The sequence below is a fragment of the Herbidospora daliensis genome (genome assembly GCF_001570585.1).
GTDB lineage: Bacteria > Actinomycetota > Actinomycetes > Streptosporangiales > Streptosporangiaceae > Herbidospora > Herbidospora daliensis.
On sequence record NZ_BBXF01000001.1, the window covers coordinates 688,403 to 704,564 of the forward strand.

The window sequence follows — 16,162 nt, forward strand, 5'->3', positions numbered from 1 at the left end:
GTGCCGCCGATGAATGATCATTCTGCCCCCCTGGTCGGCCGGCGGGACGTGCTGAATGATCTTCGGGGGTCGCTGGACGCGATCGTGAGCGGGGAGTTCCGGCTGCTCGCGCTCGTCGGCGAGCCCGGAGCCGGGAAGACCCGGCTGCTGGCCGAGCTCGAAACCCTCGCCGCCGAACGCGGCTGCCTCACCCTCTGGGGCCGGGCCGCCGAGTTCGAGCAGGTCATGCCGTTCTCCGCCCTGGTCGACGCCCTCGACGGCCACCTCGAAGAGACCCGCCACGAACATCCGGAGCCGGGCGCCCCGGGTCACGACGCGCAGTTGCTGGCCTCCGTCTTCCCCGCGCTCGGCGCGACCGCCGAGCCCTCCGACGACGTGTCCGCGCTGGCCCGTTACCGCCTCTACCGCGCCGTCGCGCAGCTCCTCGCCCGGATCGCCCGGCCCGGCGGGCTGGTGCTGGTGCTCGACGACGTCCACTGGGCCGACGACGCCACGGTCGAGTTCCTCGACCACGTCAGCCGGCACTCCCCCAAGGCGCCGCTGCTGGTCGTGGTGGCCTACCGGCCGAAGCAGGCCCCGCCCCGGCTCGCCCTCGGCGGTGAGCGCGTGATCATCGGGCCGCTCTCGGAGGAGGAGGCCGGGGAGCTGCTCGGGCCCCACGTGACCAGGAGCCGCAAGAAGGCCCTCTACGACGCCAGCGAGGGCAACCCCTTCTACTTACAGGCCCTGGCCCGGATCGAGGCCGGCGACCTGCCCGGCTCCAAGACCGACGCGCTCACCATGGAGCTGCGCGACCTGTCGGGCGACGCGCTGATCGTCGTCCAGGGCGCGGCGGTGGCCGCCGACGAGTTCGAGGCGGGCCTGGCCGCCGTGGCCGCCAGGGTGCCGCTGTCGACCGCCCTCGACGCGCTCGACGAACTGGTCGACCGCGACCTGGTGCGGCCCGGCGCGGGCGGGCGGTTCCGCTTCCGTCATCCGCTGGTGCGGCAGGCGGCGTACGAGTCGGCCAAGGCCGGGTGGCGGTTGTCGGCCCATCGGCGGGTCGCCGAGCGGCTGGCCGAGGTCGACGCCCCGGCCACGCTGCGCGCCGTCCACGTGGAGCGTTCGGCGGCGTTCGGCGACCGCGACGCGGTCGACGTGCTGGTGAACGCCGCCCGGCAGGTCGCCACCACCGCGCCGGCGACCTCGGCCCACTGGCTGCAGGCCGCGCTCGGGCTGCTGCCCGACGACACCCCCGACCGGCTCGACCTGCTGCTGGAACTGGCCCGCAACCAGACCGTCAGCGGCCGCCTCACCGAGGCCAGGAACACCGCCTACGAGGTGCTGCGGCTGCTCCCCCGCGACGACTACGCCCGCCGCGCGCAGGCCGCCCGCTTCTGCGCCCTGGTCGAGCGGCTGCTCGACCGGCCGGGCGAAGGCCGGGCCGTGCTGGTGTCGGAACTGCGGGAGATCCCCGAACCGCGGCTCCCGGCGGCGCTGCCGATGCGGCTGCGCCTGGTGGCCGAGAGCCTGATGCGCGGCGACCACCGCGCCGGGCAGGCCGTGCTCGACTTCATGCCCGACGACAGCGACGACCCCGGCCTGCGGCTGGCCATCGCGATGTTGCGCCCGATGACCGCCTACGCCGGCCACCGCGTCGAGGAGGCACTCGGCCACGTCGCCGCCGCGCAGGCGCTGGCCGAGACCACCCCCGAGATCCACCAGCTCGCCTGGATGGACACCGTCGCCTGGATGTGCTGGTCGGAGATCTGGCTCGGGCAGCACCTGCCGGCCCTGGCCCGGTTCGAGCGGGCCATCGCGGCGGTGAAGGCGACCGGGCAGACCTTCATCCTGACCAACATGCTGGCCGGGCTGGCCCGCCTCAACGGCGTGCTCGGCCGCATCCCCGAAGGCCAGATCGCCGCCGAGGAGTCGGCCGAGATCGCCCTGCTGCTCAACTCCGGCTACGCCCGCGTGGTCGCCATGGCCCAGCAGAGCCTGCTCGCGGGCGCGGCCGGCGACGACGAGGACGCCATCCGCCTCGGCCACGAGGCCGCCACCTCGGGCGTCAGCGTCAGCGAGTGGCCGGGCGCGCAGGCCCGCTTCGCCTACGCCACCGCCCTGGCCAACTCGGGCCGCATCGACGACGAGGCCGTCGCGGCCGTCGAGGAGGACTTCGCCGGCGACCGGCTGGAGGAGTTCAGCATGCTCGCCTTCTGCGAGACCATGGCCTGCGCCCACGCCGCGAGGAACGAGCCGAAGGAGTCGGTCGCCTGGGCCGAGCGGGCGGCCGCGATGGCCCGCCCGGAGCTGGAGCTCACCGACGGGCTGGCCCGCCTGGCCCGCGCCCACGCGACGGTCGGCGCGGAGGCCGAGGAGCTGGCCCTGACCGCCGCCGAGATCCTCACCAGGGCCGGCCACCGGCTCGACGCCGGGCGGGCGCTGCTGCGGGCGGGCGTGGCGTGCGTCGACGGGGGCCGCAAACGGGCCGCGCTGCCGCATCTGGAGGCGGCCCACGAGATCTTCACCGCGTGCGGGGCCCGGGGCATGGCCGCCGCGGCGGTGCGGGAACAGCGCCGCGCCGGCAAGCGGGTGGCGGCGGCGCGGGCCACGGGGGCCCACGGGCTGACGGGACGGGAACTGGAGATCGCCCGGCTGGTCGCCGAGGGGTGCAGCAACCAGCAGATCGCGACCCGCCTGCACATCTCGGTACGCACCGTCGAAACGCATCTGACCAGGGCGTTCGAGAAGCTCGGGGTGACCTCTCGCGGCGGCATGACGGCCGCGCTCGGCCAGCTCGGCTGAATGTACGAGTTTTCCACGATGTAGGGGTGTGCCCCGCCTTGGCATTGTGGGACCCGAGAGGAGGCGGACTCATGCGCATAGCCCGGTTCACCAACGACGGCGTCAGCGACGCCGAGATCACCATGCACCCGTTCCCGACCGACGACGGCCTGGGCCTCGAACTGACCCGGTTCTTCCGGGCCGATTCCGACGACGTCGTGCTGCTGCTGCACGGTCTGCCCGCCTCCACCGACATGTTCATCATGCCGGAGCACGTCAACCTGGTGACCTACCTGCTCAACAACGGGCTGACCGACGTCTGGTCCCTGGATTTCCGGATGAGCTGCCGGCACCCCTACGACACCGAGACCCACCGCTTCACCCTCGACGACATCGCGCTGTTCGACCACCCGGCCGGGCTGGCCGAGCTGCGCCGCCACATCGGGCCGCGCAAGCGCATCCACGTGATCGCGCAGTGCCTCGGGTCGGTGTCGTTCATGATGAGCCTGGCCGCCGGGCTGGTCGACGGCATCGCCAGCGTCACCTCCAACAGCGTCGCCCTGGTCACCCACGTGCCGACCTGGTCGAAGCTGAAGCTGGCGTTCGGGCCGGGCTTCTTCGACTACGTCGCCGGGGTGCCGTTCCTCGACCCCCGGTTCGGCGACGCGCCGGTCATGACGCGCGGCTGGATGATCTCGCGGATGGTGTCGCTGTTCCACCGCGAGTGCGACGTGCGCTCGTGCCACATGATCAGCTTCATGTGGGGGGCCGGGAACCCGGGCCTGTGGAGCCACGAGAACCTCGCCGAGGAGACCCACCACCGGGTGGCCGACCTGTTCGGCGCCAACGGCGTCCACTACTACCGGCACATGCGGAAGATGGTGCGCGCCGGCCACGCCGTCCGCCACGACGACCGGTTCCGCGAGCTGCCTGCCGACTACCTGGCGGCCGCCGCCGACGTCGACGTGCCGGTGCTGTTCCTCACCGGCGACCGCAACCATGTCTTCACCGACTCCAACATCGTCTGCCACGAGCTCATGTCGCGGCACAACCCGGGGCTGCACGAGCTGCGCGTGCTGCCCGGCTACGGCCACGTCGACCCCATCATCGGCAAGAACGCGCACCTCGACGTCTTCCCGCACATCCTCGACTTCATCAAGAGGAGCAGCGGTGGAACACGTTGACGCGGTGGTCGTCGGCTCCGGCTTCGGCGGGGCCGTGGCGGCCTACCGGCTGGCCGAGGCGGGCCTGTCGGTCGTCGTGCTCGAACGCGGCCGTCCCTACCCGCCCGGCAGCTTCCCGCGCAGCCCCGCCCAGATGAGCCGCGCGTTCTGGGACCCGTCCGAGGGCCTCCACGGCATGTACGACGTGTGGAGCTTCGGCTCGTGCGACTCGATCGTCTCCAGCGGCCTCGGCGGCGGCTCGCTCATCTACGCCAACGTGCTGCTGCGCAAGGACGAGGAGGCGTTCGTCACCGAGTCGCCGCTCCCGGGCGGCGGCCACGAGAACTGGCCGGTCGGCCGGGCCGACCTCGACCCCCACTACGACGAGGTCGAGCGCATGCTCGGCGCCACCACCTACCCGATCGACCGCCCGGCCTACCGCGACACGCTGAAGACGCGGGTGATCCAGGACGCCGCGGCCGAGCTGGGCCTCGACTTCTCGCTGCCGCCGCTGGCGGTGGCCTTCGCCCCCAAGCCGGGCGCCGAGCCGGGCCTGGGCCTGCCGATCGTCGAGCCCGAATACGGCAGCCTGCACGGCGCCGCCCGGCACACCTGCCGGCTCTGCGGCGAGTGCAACATCGGCTGCAACGAGGGCGCCAAGAACAGCCTCGACCACAACTACCTGTCCGCCGCCCGCCACAAGGGCGCCGACATCCGGACCCTGCACGAGGTGAAGTCGATCACCCCGCGCACCGGCGGCGGCTACGACATCGGCTACGTGCAGCACGACCCCACGACCGGCCCGCATTCGATCAGCTGCGACGCGCTGGTGCTGGCCGCGGGGACGTACGGCACGGTGAAGCTGCTGTTGTCGAACCGGCACGCGCTGCCCGGCATGAGCCACATGCTGGGCACCCGGTTCTCCGGCAACGGCGATCTGATCGCGTTCCTGCTGCGGGCCAAGGACCGGCCCGTGGCGGCGTCGAAGGGACCGGTCATCACGAGTGTGGTCAGGTTGCCGGGGTCGGCGTACATCCAGGAGGGCGGGTTCCCCGCCTTCGTCGACTGGATAGCGGAGGCCGCCGACGTCGGCGACGAGTTCAAGCGGGCGGTCAGGTTCGCGCTGGAGCGCGTACGGGGCCTGGTCACCCGCGACCACAACCTGTCGGCCGAGTTCGCCCGCCTCATGGGGAGAGGCGAGCTCTCGGACCGGTCACTGCCGATGCTGGCCATGGGGCGCGACGTCCCCGACGGCATCCTGCGTCTGTCGGGCGACCGGCTGGTCCTCGACTGGACGGCCGAGACCAGCGACGCGTATTTCGACCGGGTGCGCGGCACGATCCGCCGGATCGGCGACGTGCTGGGCGCCGACTACTCCGACGCGCCGCTGAAGCGGGTGGTCACCGTCCACCCGCTCGGCGGCGCGCCGATGGGCCGCCACATCGGCGAGGGCGTCGTCGACGCCGACGGCCAGGTCTTCGGGCACGAGGGCCTGTACGTCGCCGACGGCGCCGCCATGCCCGGCCCGGTGGGGGCCAATCCGGCCCTGACCATCGCGGCCATGGCCGACCGGCTGGCCACACGGCTGGCCGACCGAATGACCACGACGAAGAAGGCACGTCTGATGGGAATCCGCACGGTCACCGGGCTCTCCTTCACCGAGGAGATGCGCGGTTCGCTCGACGGCACCGATCCGGTCAGCTTCCGGATCACCATCACGGCCGACGACGTCGACCGCTTCCTCGCCGAGCCCGACCACACGGCACGGGCGGAGGGATGGATAGACGCCGCTGTCTGCGGGGGCCGGCGTCCCATCGAGCGGGGCTGGTTCAACCTCTTCGCACCCGGAGAGGCGCCCGATCGCCGGGAGATGCGGTATCTGCTGCACTTCCGCGACGGCGAGGGCCGGCCCCGCACTCTGGCGGGGATCAAGAACGTCGAGCACGGGCCGCCCACGCGGCTCTGGCTCGACACGTCGACGTTGCACACGCGGCTGCTCGAAGGCCACGTCCAGGAGGACGACCCGGCGAAGCCGCTCGGTTCGGGCACCATGCACATCTCGCCGTCCGACCTGGCGCGCATGCTGACGACGTTCAAGACGACGGGGCCGAACGGGCTGGCGGCGCTGGCCCGGTTCGGCACCTTCTTCCTGGGCGAGCTCTGGGACGTCTACGGGCCGGGACGGTAGGCGGCCCACGGGTCGAAGTCGACTTCGAGGGGCTCCTGCGGGGGCCTCTCGTCTTCGGGCACGTGCTGGAGGTTGACCCGGATGCGCGTCCAGGTCGACGACCGTCCGCGCATCGAGTCGACGAGGACGTCGGCGGGTTCGAGCCGCGCGGCCGCCTCGGGGTGGCGCCGTCTCCAGTTCTCCAGCGCCCGCAGCGCCGGCTCCTTCTTCTCGGAGCGGGCGATCTCGATGACGGGGAACTTCTGCGGGTTCTTCGGCCGGGGCCCCTGCGCCTTGGCGAGCGCGAGCAGCGAGTCGAGCGAGCCCTCGACCCCGTCCATGGCGGCCCACGGGTCGCCGCGTTCCTCGAAGCGGGCGGCGACCGTCTCCATCGTGAACTCGGTCGGGTCGCAGTCGGGCACTTCGTCCCAGGTCAGCGGGGTCGACACCCAGCCCGTCGGGCGCACGGAGTAGGCGCTGACGGTGGTGCGGTCGCGGGCGTTCTGGTTGAAGTCGACGAAGACGCCCTGCCGCTCCTCCTTCCACCAGTGGGAGGTGGCGAGCTCGGGGGCGCGCCGCTCGACCTCGCGGGCCACCGCCTCGGCGGCCTTGCGCACCTGCGGGTAGGTCCAGCCGGGCGCGATCGGCGCGTAGACGTGGAAGCCGCGCGAGCCCGACGTCTTCGGGAACGGCGTCAGGCCGTGCTCGGTCAGGACATCGCGGGCGGTCAGCGCGACCTGGATGATGTCGGGCCACGGCACGCCCGGCACCGGGTCGAGGTCGACGCGCAGCTCGTCGGGGTGGTCGATGTCGGGGAAACGCACCGAGTGGGGGTTGAGGTCGACGCAGCCCAGGTTGACGCACCACACGACGGTCGCCAGGTCACGTCCGACGACCTCTTCGGCGCTGCGCCCGCTCGGGTAGCGGAACTCGGCGACGTCGATCCAGTCAGGCCGCTTGGCGGGCGCCCGCTTCTGGAAGAACGGCTCCTCGTCGACGCCGTGGACGAAGCGTTTGAGCACGGTCGGCCGGTCGGCGACCCCCCTCAGGGCTCCCCCGCCGACCGACAGGTAGTAGCGGACCAGGTCGAGCTTGGTGTGGCCGGTGCGCGGGAAGACCACCCGATCGGGATTGGTGATCGTGACCTCGCGCCCGCCGACCTCCACGATCTCCGCGCCGGGCATGTCTCTCACCTTAATTCTTGAGACAGATTCCTAGCGCGAGCCACGACCGGCCTCCGGCCGTCCGCGTCCCGCTTCGGCGTCGATCTCCGCCCGGGTGGGCATCGAGGTCGACGCGCCGGGCCGCCGCACCGACAGCGCGGCGGCCGCGGTGGCGAACTCCAGGGCCTCCTTCGCGGTACGGCCCTCCGTCCGGGCGACCGTGAACGCCCCCGCGAAGGTGTCGCCGGCGGCGGTCGTGTCGATCGCCTCGACCGGGCGGCCGGGCACCCGGAGGCGTGAGCCGTCCCGTGAGCCGTAGATCGCCCCGTCGGCACCAAGGGTGACCACCACCTCGGGAACCAGCGTCAGAAGCGCTTCCAGCGCCTCCTCCGGCGCTGTGAGACCGGTGATGGCGGCAGCTTCGTGCTCATTGGGCAGGAGAAGCCCCACGGCGTCCAGAAGCTCCCTCGGCAGCGGCACGACCGGCGCGGGCGTCAGCACCACCAGCCCGGAGAAGGCCCGGGCCGCCGCGACGACGGCGGGCATGGGCAGTTCCAGCTGGAGCAGGAGGGCGTCCGTCGCGCGGCCCTCGGCGCCCGAGTCGGCGCAGCGGCCGTGCGGAGCGGTCCCGGAGACGGTCCGGGCGTCCTCCGGGGTCACCTTCCCGTTGGCGCCGGGGACGACGATGATCGAGTTGGCCCCGCCGTCCTCGACGACGATGTGCGCGACGCCCGACGGCCCTTCGGCGGTGCGCAGCCCCCCGGTGTCCACACCTGACCGGTCGAGCGCGGCGCGCAGCTCGGCGCCGAACCCGTCGGAGCCCACCGCGCCGACGAACCGGACGTCTCCCCCCGCAAGTGCCGATGCAATTGCTTGGTTGGCCCCTTTTCCACCACAGATAGTGCGGAATTCCCGGCCTGTGACAGTTTCTCCCAGGTCAGGGGCTTTTTTCACGTACGCGACGAGGTCCATGTTGGCGCTACCGAACACAGTGATCATGGATTCCATACTCCCCTCTGCGAACGACTCGGCCCGTCGACTCCACTAATTCGCCCGTAAGGTCCTAGAATCCGCCGGTGTGAACGAAGGTCATGACGTTCCGGCGAAGCTCCCCACCCGGGAGCGCTCGTCACGCCCGGGTGGAGGCGGCCGCCACCGGCGCCCGCTGCCCGTCACGCTGCCCGCCGACGCGCCCGTCTTGGTGCTCGCGGTCCCGGGCGCGGTCGACGACGTCGTGACCGAACTGGCGACCACGATCAGGGTCGACAACCCGACCCTCGACCTGCGCCTGATCTCGCTCAGCGACGGCGGGGCCGACCTCGCCAAGGAATTCGCCGCCATCGGCAACGCCCGCACCTCCGACGGCCACGCCGCCATCACGGTACCCCTCGTCACCGGCCCCCACCCGCGCGTCATGCGTTCGGTCCGCGAGGCCGCCCGCGAGAGCGAGGCCGACGTGGTCGTCACCGACCCGCTCGGCCCCCACCCGCTGCTGGCCGAGGCCCTGCACGTCCGCCTCGCCGAGAAGGGCCTGGCCCGCGCCGACCGCATCCGGCTCTTCAACGTCACCTCGCCCGTCGACGGCATCATCGTGGCCACGGTCGGCGGCGACGAGTCGGCCCGCGGCGCCGACGCCACGGCGGTCCTGCTGGCCGCCCGGCTGGCCCTGCCGGTCGTCCCGGCCGCCTTCGACGGCCGCCCGACGGTGGCCGACGCGGCCGAGCGGCTGCGCAACATCGGCGCCTCCCGCATCGCCCTGGCCCCGTTCATCATCGGCCCGGAAGCCGACGCCGACCGGGTGAGCGCTCTCACCGAGAACTACAACTGCGCCGCGCCCCTGGGCGCCCACGAGGCGGTCGGCCGCCTGGTGACCCTGCGCTACGGCACCGTCTGGGGCAGCCTCGACCCCGACTACGACGAGGAACTCACCGAAGACGACCCCCACTAGGCCGCAAGCCGGTCACAAGTCGGCCCGGCTCCAATGGGGGACGTGAAACGACGTATCCTCACGGCCGTCGCGGCCGCCGCGCTGACCCTGACCGCCACCCCGGCCCACGCCGCCCCCACCACCTGGAAGTGGGGCGGCATCCACTCCACCGACGGCTGGGCCACCGCCTGGGGCAAGATCACCGTCGGCCAGTCGGGCCACCACGTCTCCGGCAACCTCGACGACTCCCACGGCCGCACCTGCTCCTGGCTCCTGATCAGGTCCATGAGCGCCACCAACGGCAAGTGGCGGACGCACGGCATCTACAACTGCGTCACCGGCACCGGCACGTTCAGGAAGAACCTGGGCGGCGTGCTCCAGATCCGCGCCCAGGTCTGCCGCGGCACCGCCAAGAAGCCCGTCAACAAGTGCTCGAAGTGGAAGACCATCTGGACGCAAGGGGGCTAGGGCAGCCGACGGCGGCCGGCGAAGCCGAGCGTGGTCAGGTGGTACCACGACAACGACGACTCGCCCTCCAGCCAGCACAACCGGACCGACTCGCCGTCGAGCACCGACGGGAAGTCGATCAGGAACGGCGCCAGGCCCTTCACCTCGATGCCGGTCTCGGTGAACCACCCGATCGTCTCTGCCAGCCGCGCCTCGTACGCCTTCGACTCGGCCAGCCCGCCCAGCCGGGAGTGGCCGGAGGCGCGCAGGTCGAGCGTCAGCTCGGCCAGATCGGCCCGCAGGTCGACGAGCACGATCGCGCGGGCCAGCACCTCGGGCATGAGGGCGTCGGCCTCGTCGAGGTCGAAGGTTCGGTCCATGTCAGAGATCATTCACGGTGTCGCGGAGGATCGTCCAGCCGAACGCGTCGTCGTCGCCGTCTCCGTGGGGCCGCGTGAACCTCGTCGCCTCGACGGCGACGTCGTTGAGCCGCCAGCGCAGCCGGTAGAGGTCGAGCAGCCACGAAAGCGTGCCCTCGGTCTCGCCCAGCAGCCACAGGTCGCGCTCGGGGTGGCTGATCAGGGCGGTGTCCCAGTCGATGAGCCGCCAGCCGTCGCGGGTGCGCATCGTGTTGCCCGGATGGGGCTCGCCGTGCGTGAGCACCATCCGGTCACGCATCTTCAGGGCGTCGTGGACGAGGGAGTCGTACCGGCCGAAGTGCTCTTTCAGCACCTCGGCGCGGCCGGCGAGCAGGTCGGCGGCGCGCGCCCCGAACGGGCCCTCACCCGGGGTGAAGGCCAGCACCGAGTCGCGGCCGGGGATCTGGAACGTGTCAAAACGGGCCTGACAGACCGGCGACCGGTGCACCTCGCGGACCATGCGCAGGGTCGCGGCGCGGTGCTCGGGGGAGCTGAACTCGCCCCATTCGAAGCTCTCTCCGGTCAGGTACGGGTAGAGCTGGAGCGTCCACCGCCCGACGGTCACCAGAGGAGCGGCGGGCGCGACCCCGACGGAGGGCGGAACCGCGCCGAGGGCGGCCGCCAGCGCGTCGTGGGGCTTGTCGTCGGCGGTCACGAACCAGTCGTCGCCGGCCTTCCAGTGGTGGCTGCCGAAGCCCAGCGGCAGGTAGTCGAGGCCGGGAATGTCCAGGTTCCATGACTCCCGCATCACAGTCCGGAGAAGATCGGCTGGGAGTTCCCGGGGAGGCGTGAGCATGACACGAGTACTAACAGAGTGACGGTTGATCCACCAAACGCGCTTATATAACGTGACATTTTATGAAACGCCCCCTCAGGCTGCTGGTCGCGGCAGCGCTGCTCGCACCCCTCGCCTTAGCGAACGCCACCCAAGCGTTCGCCGCAGAACCCCTCCCCGACACGGAGACCCCGTGGCGGTACGACCACTGGCCCCAGACCCAGCCGTGGCAGCAGGACGAGCCGGCCTCCGCGCTGCGGACGCTCGGCGGCCACTCGGACATGCCGAAGCCGATCGACCCGCAGAACTGGGAGAACCCCGACCACATGACGTGGTCGGACTACAAGAAGCCCCCCGGCACGTCGTGGAACGACCCGAACGTCAAGGGCAGCGACCGCACCTTCAAGGGCGCTCTGGTCCTGCTCGACTACCCGAACCAGCCGTTCGTGGTGACGCAGCCGCAGGGCTCGACGGTGTTCAAGAACCCGTCGGCGCAGGCCCACGACATCCCGCGTGACCAGGTCGCCAAGTTCTACCAGGACTTCCTGAACACGCCGAACGACCTGAACAAGGGCCACACCATCCACGAGTACTGGATGGAGGACTCGGGCGGCCGCATCGGCGTCGAGCTCACCGGCTTCGGCCCGTACCAGATGCCGGGCAAGGACCACGAGTACGCGCTGGAGTACCAGCGCGCCGCGTGCCCGGCGGGCGACTCGTGCAACAAGAACCTGCGCAACGACGGCAACGCCGCGTGGCTCGCCGGCGTCGGCCAGGAGGTCGCCGACCAGTTCGACTTCGTCTTCTACCTGAGCGCGGGCCAGGACGAGTCGTCGACCTGGCAGGAGTTCGGGATGATGAAGTTCCCGACCAAGGAGGACGTGACCGACGAGTTCGGTCCCGACGACCCCGCCCTGCCCAACTGGTCGGCCACCCGCTACGTCGACTGGACCTCCTGGCAGGCCGGCTCCACCTTCTGGCCGAACGCCCGCTTCGGCGTCGACTCGGTCCAGGCCGAGAGCTCTGGCATGGGCGTCTACGCCCACGAGCTGTCGCACATCTTCGGCATCGCCGACAACTACAACAACCCCTATGGGGTGCCGGTACGCCGGGCGTACACCGGCATCTGGGAGATGCTCAGCCGGGGCAGCTTCAACGGCCCTGGCGGCCCGCACAGCCGCTGGCTGATCCCGCCGACCGGCGGCGGCTCGATGGGCGCCCAGCACATGCTGCGCAACAAGATCAAGCTGAACATGGTCGACGAGCAGAACGTGCTGCGCCTCAACCGTGACCAGCTCGACGAGTCGGGCCTGGTCGTCGCCGACGTGACCGCCCGCGCCGTCCAGCCCGGCGCCAAGGGCCTGTCGGGCGTCAACATCGCCTTCCAGAGCGGCGACAAGTCCCCCGCCTGCCAGTGGCAGACCGACCCGCTGTGCGACGGCGGCAACTACAACAACTACACCGTCGAGGTCGTCGACCGCATGGGCGCCGACTCGTTCACGCCCGACTCGGGCGTCCTGATCGCCAAGACCAAGGACCAGGACTCCGCGCCGTTCGAGTGGGTCGTGGACGCCAACCCGCAGGACATCGGCATGACCGACTACGTCCTGCCCGACGGCACCGCCGTCCCGATCACGATCGGCGACTACCGCCAGCTCTCCGACGCCCTGTTCAAGGCCGGCGCCGACAGCGGTTCGGAGTACGAGTTCAAGGACGAGGCCAACCGGCTGCACTTCTACGTCCTGGACCTTCGTCGGGCGAAGGACGGGACGTTGTCGTACAAGGTGGCCGTGCGCTCGCTCGACGGCTCGGGCCCGCAGAAGCGCGGCGTCCGCGTCCTGCCCTCGGCCGGCATCACCCTGGGCGACGGCATGGCGACCTGCAAGTTCCCGCTGACCAACACCGGCAAGTCCGCGACCTCTGCCGCGGCGCACCCGGAGGACGTGTCGGCGTACGCGAAGAGCGACGTCTACCGCCTGTCGACCTCGGTGAACGGCAAGGGCTGGTCGGTCAACGTGCCGAACTTCCTGACCTCGGCCGAGTTCGGCAAGACGGTGACGGTGCCGGTCCACGCGATCCGCGCCAAGGGCGGCAGCCTGCTGGCGACGATCAAGCTGACCGCGACCTCGGAGAGCGACCCGACGAAGAAGGCTACGGCGACCTGCCTGGCCATCGGCCGGTAGTCGTCTCGCCGGATTGAGACCAGGGCGGCCCTTCTCCCCAGGGGCCGCCCTTTTCTCTGCGATTAAAATGGAGCTCCAGCTCGATTCGGCGTCAACGCGAATCACGACCCGCGCGTCATTCCCTTCGATCACCACCCGAAGGGAATTCGAGATGCCCGCCAGAAAGAAGCGACCTGCGCCGAAGCCGAAGACCGGAAGGATAGTCGGCGGGGGAATTCTGGCGGTGACCGGAATAGGCGGATTCTTATGGGCCGGAATCGCCGATTGGTCCCCCGTTCTGCGTGTGGTCTTCGCCGGGGCGGCGCTCACAGGAATCGGGCTCATCATCTACGCGCTGAAAGATCAGCGGAGGATCCCGGTCGTCATCGCGAATGTCGGATTGATCTGCGCCGGGGCGGCGGGTCTCGCGGCGGTCCCCTTCGACTCCGATGACAAACCCGTGCCGCCCCCCTCACCGTCGCCATCGCCGTCGCAGACCAGCAGTCGACAGCCGCCGATCAAGGTGGACCTCGTCCGGATCGAACCCAACGACGACTCCAACGTGTGGGCCACCCGCGAACCACTGGCCCTCACCCCCGCCCAGTTGCGGGAGTGGGATGCGGCCGAAGACGACGACGCCTGGATCCTGGCCAAAGGCGGCGTCTACGTCGGGCAGACCGAAACGCGGATCGTCATCAAGGGCAACCACGTCACGCCCGTGACGCTGGTGGGCATGAGAGCGATCTCCACCTGCGAGGAGCCGCTGAACGGGTCGTACTTGACCAACCCCAACCAGGGGATCACCGAGATCGCCAAGGTCGGCTTCGACCTCGACCGGCCGAATCCCGAAGCGGCCTCCGTGGTGGTGGACGAACTGGGCCACCCGGTCGAGGACGAAGAGGGAAAGATCGAAATGCGCGGCGTCTTCCTCAAGGAGGCCAAGGACGTCCGTCTGGAGAAGGACGAGCCCGTCACTTTCCGGGTGTACGCCCAGGTCACCCGGTTCTACTGCACATACGTCATCCGGATCGAGACGCTCTCCAACGGGGAGATCTCCCAGACCACCATTGACAACAACGGCCAGCCGTTCCGGTTGACCGGCCATGCCAAGGGCGCCGACTTCGCCGGATATCGCGACGTCTACTTCGGCGGGCTCTGGAACAAAAGCGTCGGCTGGGCCCGGGGCAAGCGGACCGCAGACGGCCGGTGGCAGCCCCGAAACCCCGCTTGGTGACCTCAGGGAGACCAGGCGACGGCCGTGACGCCACGGACGCCCCCGGGTTCGAGAGTGAGCGCTCCGGAGTCGACGATGCCCACGGCGTCCACCGCGACCCGGCCCACGACGTCCAGCCGTCGGCCGTCAGGCCCGTGATCCTGGCGGATCGCCCGCTCTCCCGTGGGAGTCCACCGGTCGCCGCGGAGCCGGTACACCTCCGGCTCGACCTGCCGCACCCGTGGGTCAGCGCAGGCGGGGCCCAGGATTAGCGATGCGTACACCTCTCCGCGCCGATCGAACCAGACGGCCCGGGTGTGCCATCGTCGGTTCCCCGCCACCTGTGGCGGTGCCACGGTGAGTTGCCGGCCCGACTTGAGGTCGACCACCACCGGGGTGCCGGTGTTGTTGCAGATCCCGCCGTGGCCTTGGGCGATGTAGGCCATGCGGCTGCCCTCGTGGTCGAACGCCGCCCCGGCCGGTGGCCGGGACCCACTGCTGACCGCGAGAGGCCAGAAGCGCCCGTCCGATGACAGGCGATACATCCGCTGAGGACCCCCGGAGAACTCCGAATTCTCGCGCAGCACGACGCCGTCGGGCCGGGTGGACGCGCCGACGATCACCAGTGGCGGCCAGTTGCCCTCCGAGAGGGTCAGCCGTCCTACGTCGCCGGTCAGCGGATAGGTGAGCAGTTCGGCATTCTCCGCACCCGGGTCATCGGAGACCAGCAGGTGGCCGTGGAACGCGATGCGGTCACACACGCAGGCCCACGTACGAGTGGCGCCGCCGACGCGCGTCGAGGCGAGACCGATCTGGCTGACCTTGCCGGAGTCCCTGGTCATCAGCCAGGCCAGTCGGCTGCCGTCCGGCGACCATTGCAGTTGCCGGACCGTCCATTCCCCCGGAACCACCCCTAGAATGCGATTCGGTGCAATCATGATATTTTTGGACGTCGCGTAAGCGTAACGCGCGGCACGTTCAGGCCCGCTTCCCGACGCGGCCGCCGTCAAGGTCACGGATAATACGAGAATGGCCGTCGGCCGTCTCCAGGCGTTCATCGTCAATCCTCCGGAATACTTTCCGGATCACGTTAACGGCTGATTCTCGTCAGTGTTCATGGTCCAATCCCGGTTTATGTTCGTAGAGCCATTCCACGTTGGCCCGGCTCGTCTCGTCGGCCGGTGTGTAGACCACGATCCGTGACTCCGCCGGCGCGCCCAGCGCCAGGCTCGTGCTGATCAGGTTCAGCAGTCCCACAGCCGGATGCTTCATGATCTTGGTCCGCCGCCACGACCGGGCCACGTCATGCGCCGCCCACATCCGGGCGAACTCCGCGCTCTCCATCGTCAGCCGGTCGATGAAGGTCGTCCAGGCCGGTTCGCCCAGGTGCCGCCCGTACGCCGCCCGGAAGGTCGCGACCATCTGCGGCAGTTCCTCCTCGCGGTTCATCATGACCGCGCAGCAGCCGGGGCCGTTCAGCATCTGCCACAACGCGTTGCGCTCGCAGCGCGGCACGGTCACCAGGCGGCAGAACAGGGCGGCGTACGACTCGTTCCAGGCCAGCAAGTCGTAGCGGGCGTTGTAGACGGCCGCCGGGAGCGGGGCCAGGCCGTCGAGGATGACCCTGACCGCGGGGTCGAGGTCGGCCTCGTCGGGGTCGCCGGCCGCGCCGCCGGGGACGTCGGCCAGGCGGTAGAGGTGTTCGCGTTCGGTCGCGTCGAGCTGGAGGGTGCGGGCCACCGCGTCGAGGACCTGGCCCGAGACGTTGATCGGGCGGCCCTGTTCCAGCCACGTGTACCAGGTCACGCCGACCCCGGCCAGCTGGGCGACCTCCTCGCGGCGCAGGCCGGGGGTGCGGCGGCGGGTGCCGGGTGGCAGGCCCACGTCTTCGGGGGTGATGCGGGCACGGCGGTTCTTCAGGAAGGCGGCGAGTTCTCCACGCACCATGGTGCCCCCAATACCA

At 70.6% G+C, this 16,162-nt stretch carries 13 protein-coding genes; 7 read left to right on the plus strand and 6 right to left on the minus strand.

Annotation, left to right across the window (positions count from 1 at the left end):
• The first annotated feature begins 9 nt into the window (after window positions 1-9).
• The 3 genes from AW274_RS02555 to AW274_RS02565 all read left to right on the plus strand — a co-directional run bounded on the left by AW274_RS02555 (window position 10) and on the right by AW274_RS02565 (window position 6,114).
• A complete protein-coding gene (locus tag AW274_RS02555) occupies window positions 10-2,784 on the plus strand; it encodes a helix-turn-helix transcriptional regulator (RefSeq protein WP_157519726.1) in 2,775 nt (924 codons plus the stop codon).
• Between the two features lie 71 nt (window positions 2,785-2,855).
• Window positions 2,856-3,947: an alpha/beta hydrolase gene (locus tag AW274_RS39970; RefSeq protein WP_062428932.1), complete on the plus strand. Its 1,092-nt coding sequence runs from the start codon at window positions 2,856-2,858 to the stop codon at window positions 3,945-3,947.
• Window positions 3,934-6,114 (plus strand): FAD-dependent oxidoreductase, encoded by a 2,181-nt coding sequence (locus tag AW274_RS02565; RefSeq protein ID WP_062428934.1) that lies wholly within the window; start codon window positions 3,934-3,936, stop codon window positions 6,112-6,114. Before AW274_RS39970 ends, AW274_RS02565 begins: the two co-directional genes overlap by 14 nt.
• Here the strand turns inward: AW274_RS02565 and ligD are convergent.
• Together ligD and AW274_RS02575 are read right to left on the minus strand one after the other, a co-directional pair.
• Window positions 6,096-7,277: a non-homologous end-joining DNA ligase gene (gene ligD / locus AW274_RS02570; RefSeq protein ID WP_062428936.1), complete on the minus strand. Its 1,182-nt coding sequence runs from the start codon at window positions 7,275-7,277 to the stop codon at window positions 6,096-6,098. The genes AW274_RS02565 and ligD overlap by 19 nt on opposite strands.
• Window positions 7,278-7,307: 30 nt before the next feature.
• Window positions 7,308-8,264, minus strand: coding sequence for a ribokinase (locus tag AW274_RS02575; protein ID WP_062428938.1), 957 nt, complete (start codon window positions 8,262-8,264; stop codon window positions 7,308-7,310).
• A gap of 70 nt (window positions 8,265-8,334) precedes the next feature.
• Here AW274_RS02575 and AW274_RS02580 point away from each other — a divergent pair, with 70 nt between their 5' ends.
• Together AW274_RS02580 and AW274_RS39975 are read left to right on the plus strand one after the other, a co-directional pair.
• On the plus strand, window positions 8,335-9,204 hold the full coding sequence (locus AW274_RS02580) for a sirohydrochlorin chelatase (RefSeq protein WP_062428939.1): 870 nt from the start codon (window positions 8,335-8,337) through the stop codon (window positions 9,202-9,204).
• A gap of 42 nt (window positions 9,205-9,246) precedes the next feature.
• On the plus strand, window positions 9,247-9,651 hold the full coding sequence (locus tag AW274_RS39975; RefSeq protein WP_157519727.1) for a hypothetical protein: 405 nt from the start codon (window positions 9,247-9,249) through the stop codon (window positions 9,649-9,651).
• Here the strand turns inward: AW274_RS39975 and AW274_RS02590 are convergent.
• Both AW274_RS02590 and AW274_RS02595 read right to left on the minus strand, forming a co-directional pair.
• Window positions 9,648-10,010 (minus strand): DUF2203 domain-containing protein, encoded by a 363-nt coding sequence (locus tag AW274_RS02590; RefSeq protein WP_083973783.1) that lies wholly within the window; start codon window positions 10,008-10,010, stop codon window positions 9,648-9,650. The genes AW274_RS39975 and AW274_RS02590 overlap by 4 nt on opposite strands.
• Window position 10,011: 1 nt before the next feature.
• Complete coding sequence (locus AW274_RS02595; protein WP_062428945.1) at window positions 10,012-10,797, minus strand: phosphotransferase; 786 nt, start codon at window positions 10,795-10,797, stop codon at window positions 10,012-10,014.
• A gap of 110 nt (window positions 10,798-10,907) precedes the next feature.
• On the opposite strand from AW274_RS02595, the gene AW274_RS02600 reads away from it, so the two are divergent.
• Window positions 10,908-13,007 carry a M6 family metalloprotease domain-containing protein gene (locus AW274_RS02600; RefSeq protein WP_062428947.1) on the plus strand — a complete coding sequence of 700 codons (2,100 nt, stop codon included), beginning with the start codon at window positions 10,908-10,910 and terminating at the stop codon, window positions 13,005-13,007.
• Window positions 13,008-13,074: 67 nt separating this feature from the next.
• Window positions 13,075-14,220 carry a hypothetical protein gene (locus AW274_RS02605; protein WP_157519729.1) on the plus strand — a complete coding sequence of 382 codons (1,146 nt, stop codon included), beginning with the start codon at window positions 13,075-13,077 and terminating at the stop codon, window positions 14,218-14,220.
• A gap of 2 nt (window positions 14,221-14,222) precedes the next feature.
• Here AW274_RS02605 and AW274_RS02610 read toward each other — a convergent pair whose 3' ends face one another.
• Both AW274_RS02610 and AW274_RS02615 read right to left on the minus strand, forming a co-directional pair.
• On the minus strand, window positions 14,223-15,257 hold the full coding sequence (locus tag AW274_RS02610; RefSeq protein ID WP_157519730.1) for a hypothetical protein: 1,035 nt from the start codon (window positions 15,255-15,257) through the stop codon (window positions 14,223-14,225).
• A gap of 49 nt (window positions 15,258-15,306) precedes the next feature.
• Complete coding sequence (locus tag AW274_RS02615; protein ID WP_062428952.1) at window positions 15,307-16,146, minus strand: helix-turn-helix transcriptional regulator; 840 nt, start codon at window positions 16,144-16,146, stop codon at window positions 15,307-15,309.
• Window positions 16,147-16,162 lie beyond the last annotated feature (16 nt).

Bases quoted from the DNA above. Each gene is read 5' to 3' on its own strand.
- AW274_RS02555 (WP_157519726.1), top strand. From the start codon at position 10: ATGAATGATCATTCTGCCCCCCTGGTCGGCCGGCGGGACGTGCTGAAT.
- AW274_RS39970 (WP_062428932.1), top strand. From the start codon at position 2,856: ATGCGCATAGCCCGGTTCACCAACGACGGCGTCAGCGACGCCGAGATC.
- ligD (WP_062428936.1), bottom strand. From the start codon at position 7,277: ATGCCCGGCGCGGAGATCGTGGAGGTCGGCGGGCGCGAGGTCACGATC.
- AW274_RS02575 (WP_062428938.1), bottom strand. From the start codon at position 8,264: ATGGAATCCATGATCACTGTGTTCGGTAGCGCCAACATGGACCTCGTC.
- AW274_RS02590 (WP_083973783.1), bottom strand. From the start codon at position 10,010: ATGGACCGAACCTTCGACCTCGACGAGGCCGACGCCCTCATGCCCGAG.
- AW274_RS02595 (WP_062428945.1), bottom strand. From the start codon at position 10,797: ATGCGGGAGTCATGGAACCTGGACATTCCCGGCCTCGACTACCTGCCG.
- AW274_RS02600 (WP_062428947.1), top strand. From the start codon at position 10,908: ATGAAACGCCCCCTCAGGCTGCTGGTCGCGGCAGCGCTGCTCGCACCC.
- AW274_RS02605 (WP_157519729.1), top strand. From the start codon at position 13,075: ATGGAGCTCCAGCTCGATTCGGCGTCAACGCGAATCACGACCCGCGCG.
- AW274_RS02610 (WP_157519730.1), bottom strand. From the start codon at position 15,257: ATGAACGCCTGGAGACGGCCGACGGCCATTCTCGTATTATCCGTGACC.
- AW274_RS02615 (WP_062428952.1), bottom strand. From the start codon at position 16,146: ATGGTGCGTGGAGAACTCGCCGCCTTCCTGAAGAACCGCCGTGCCCGC.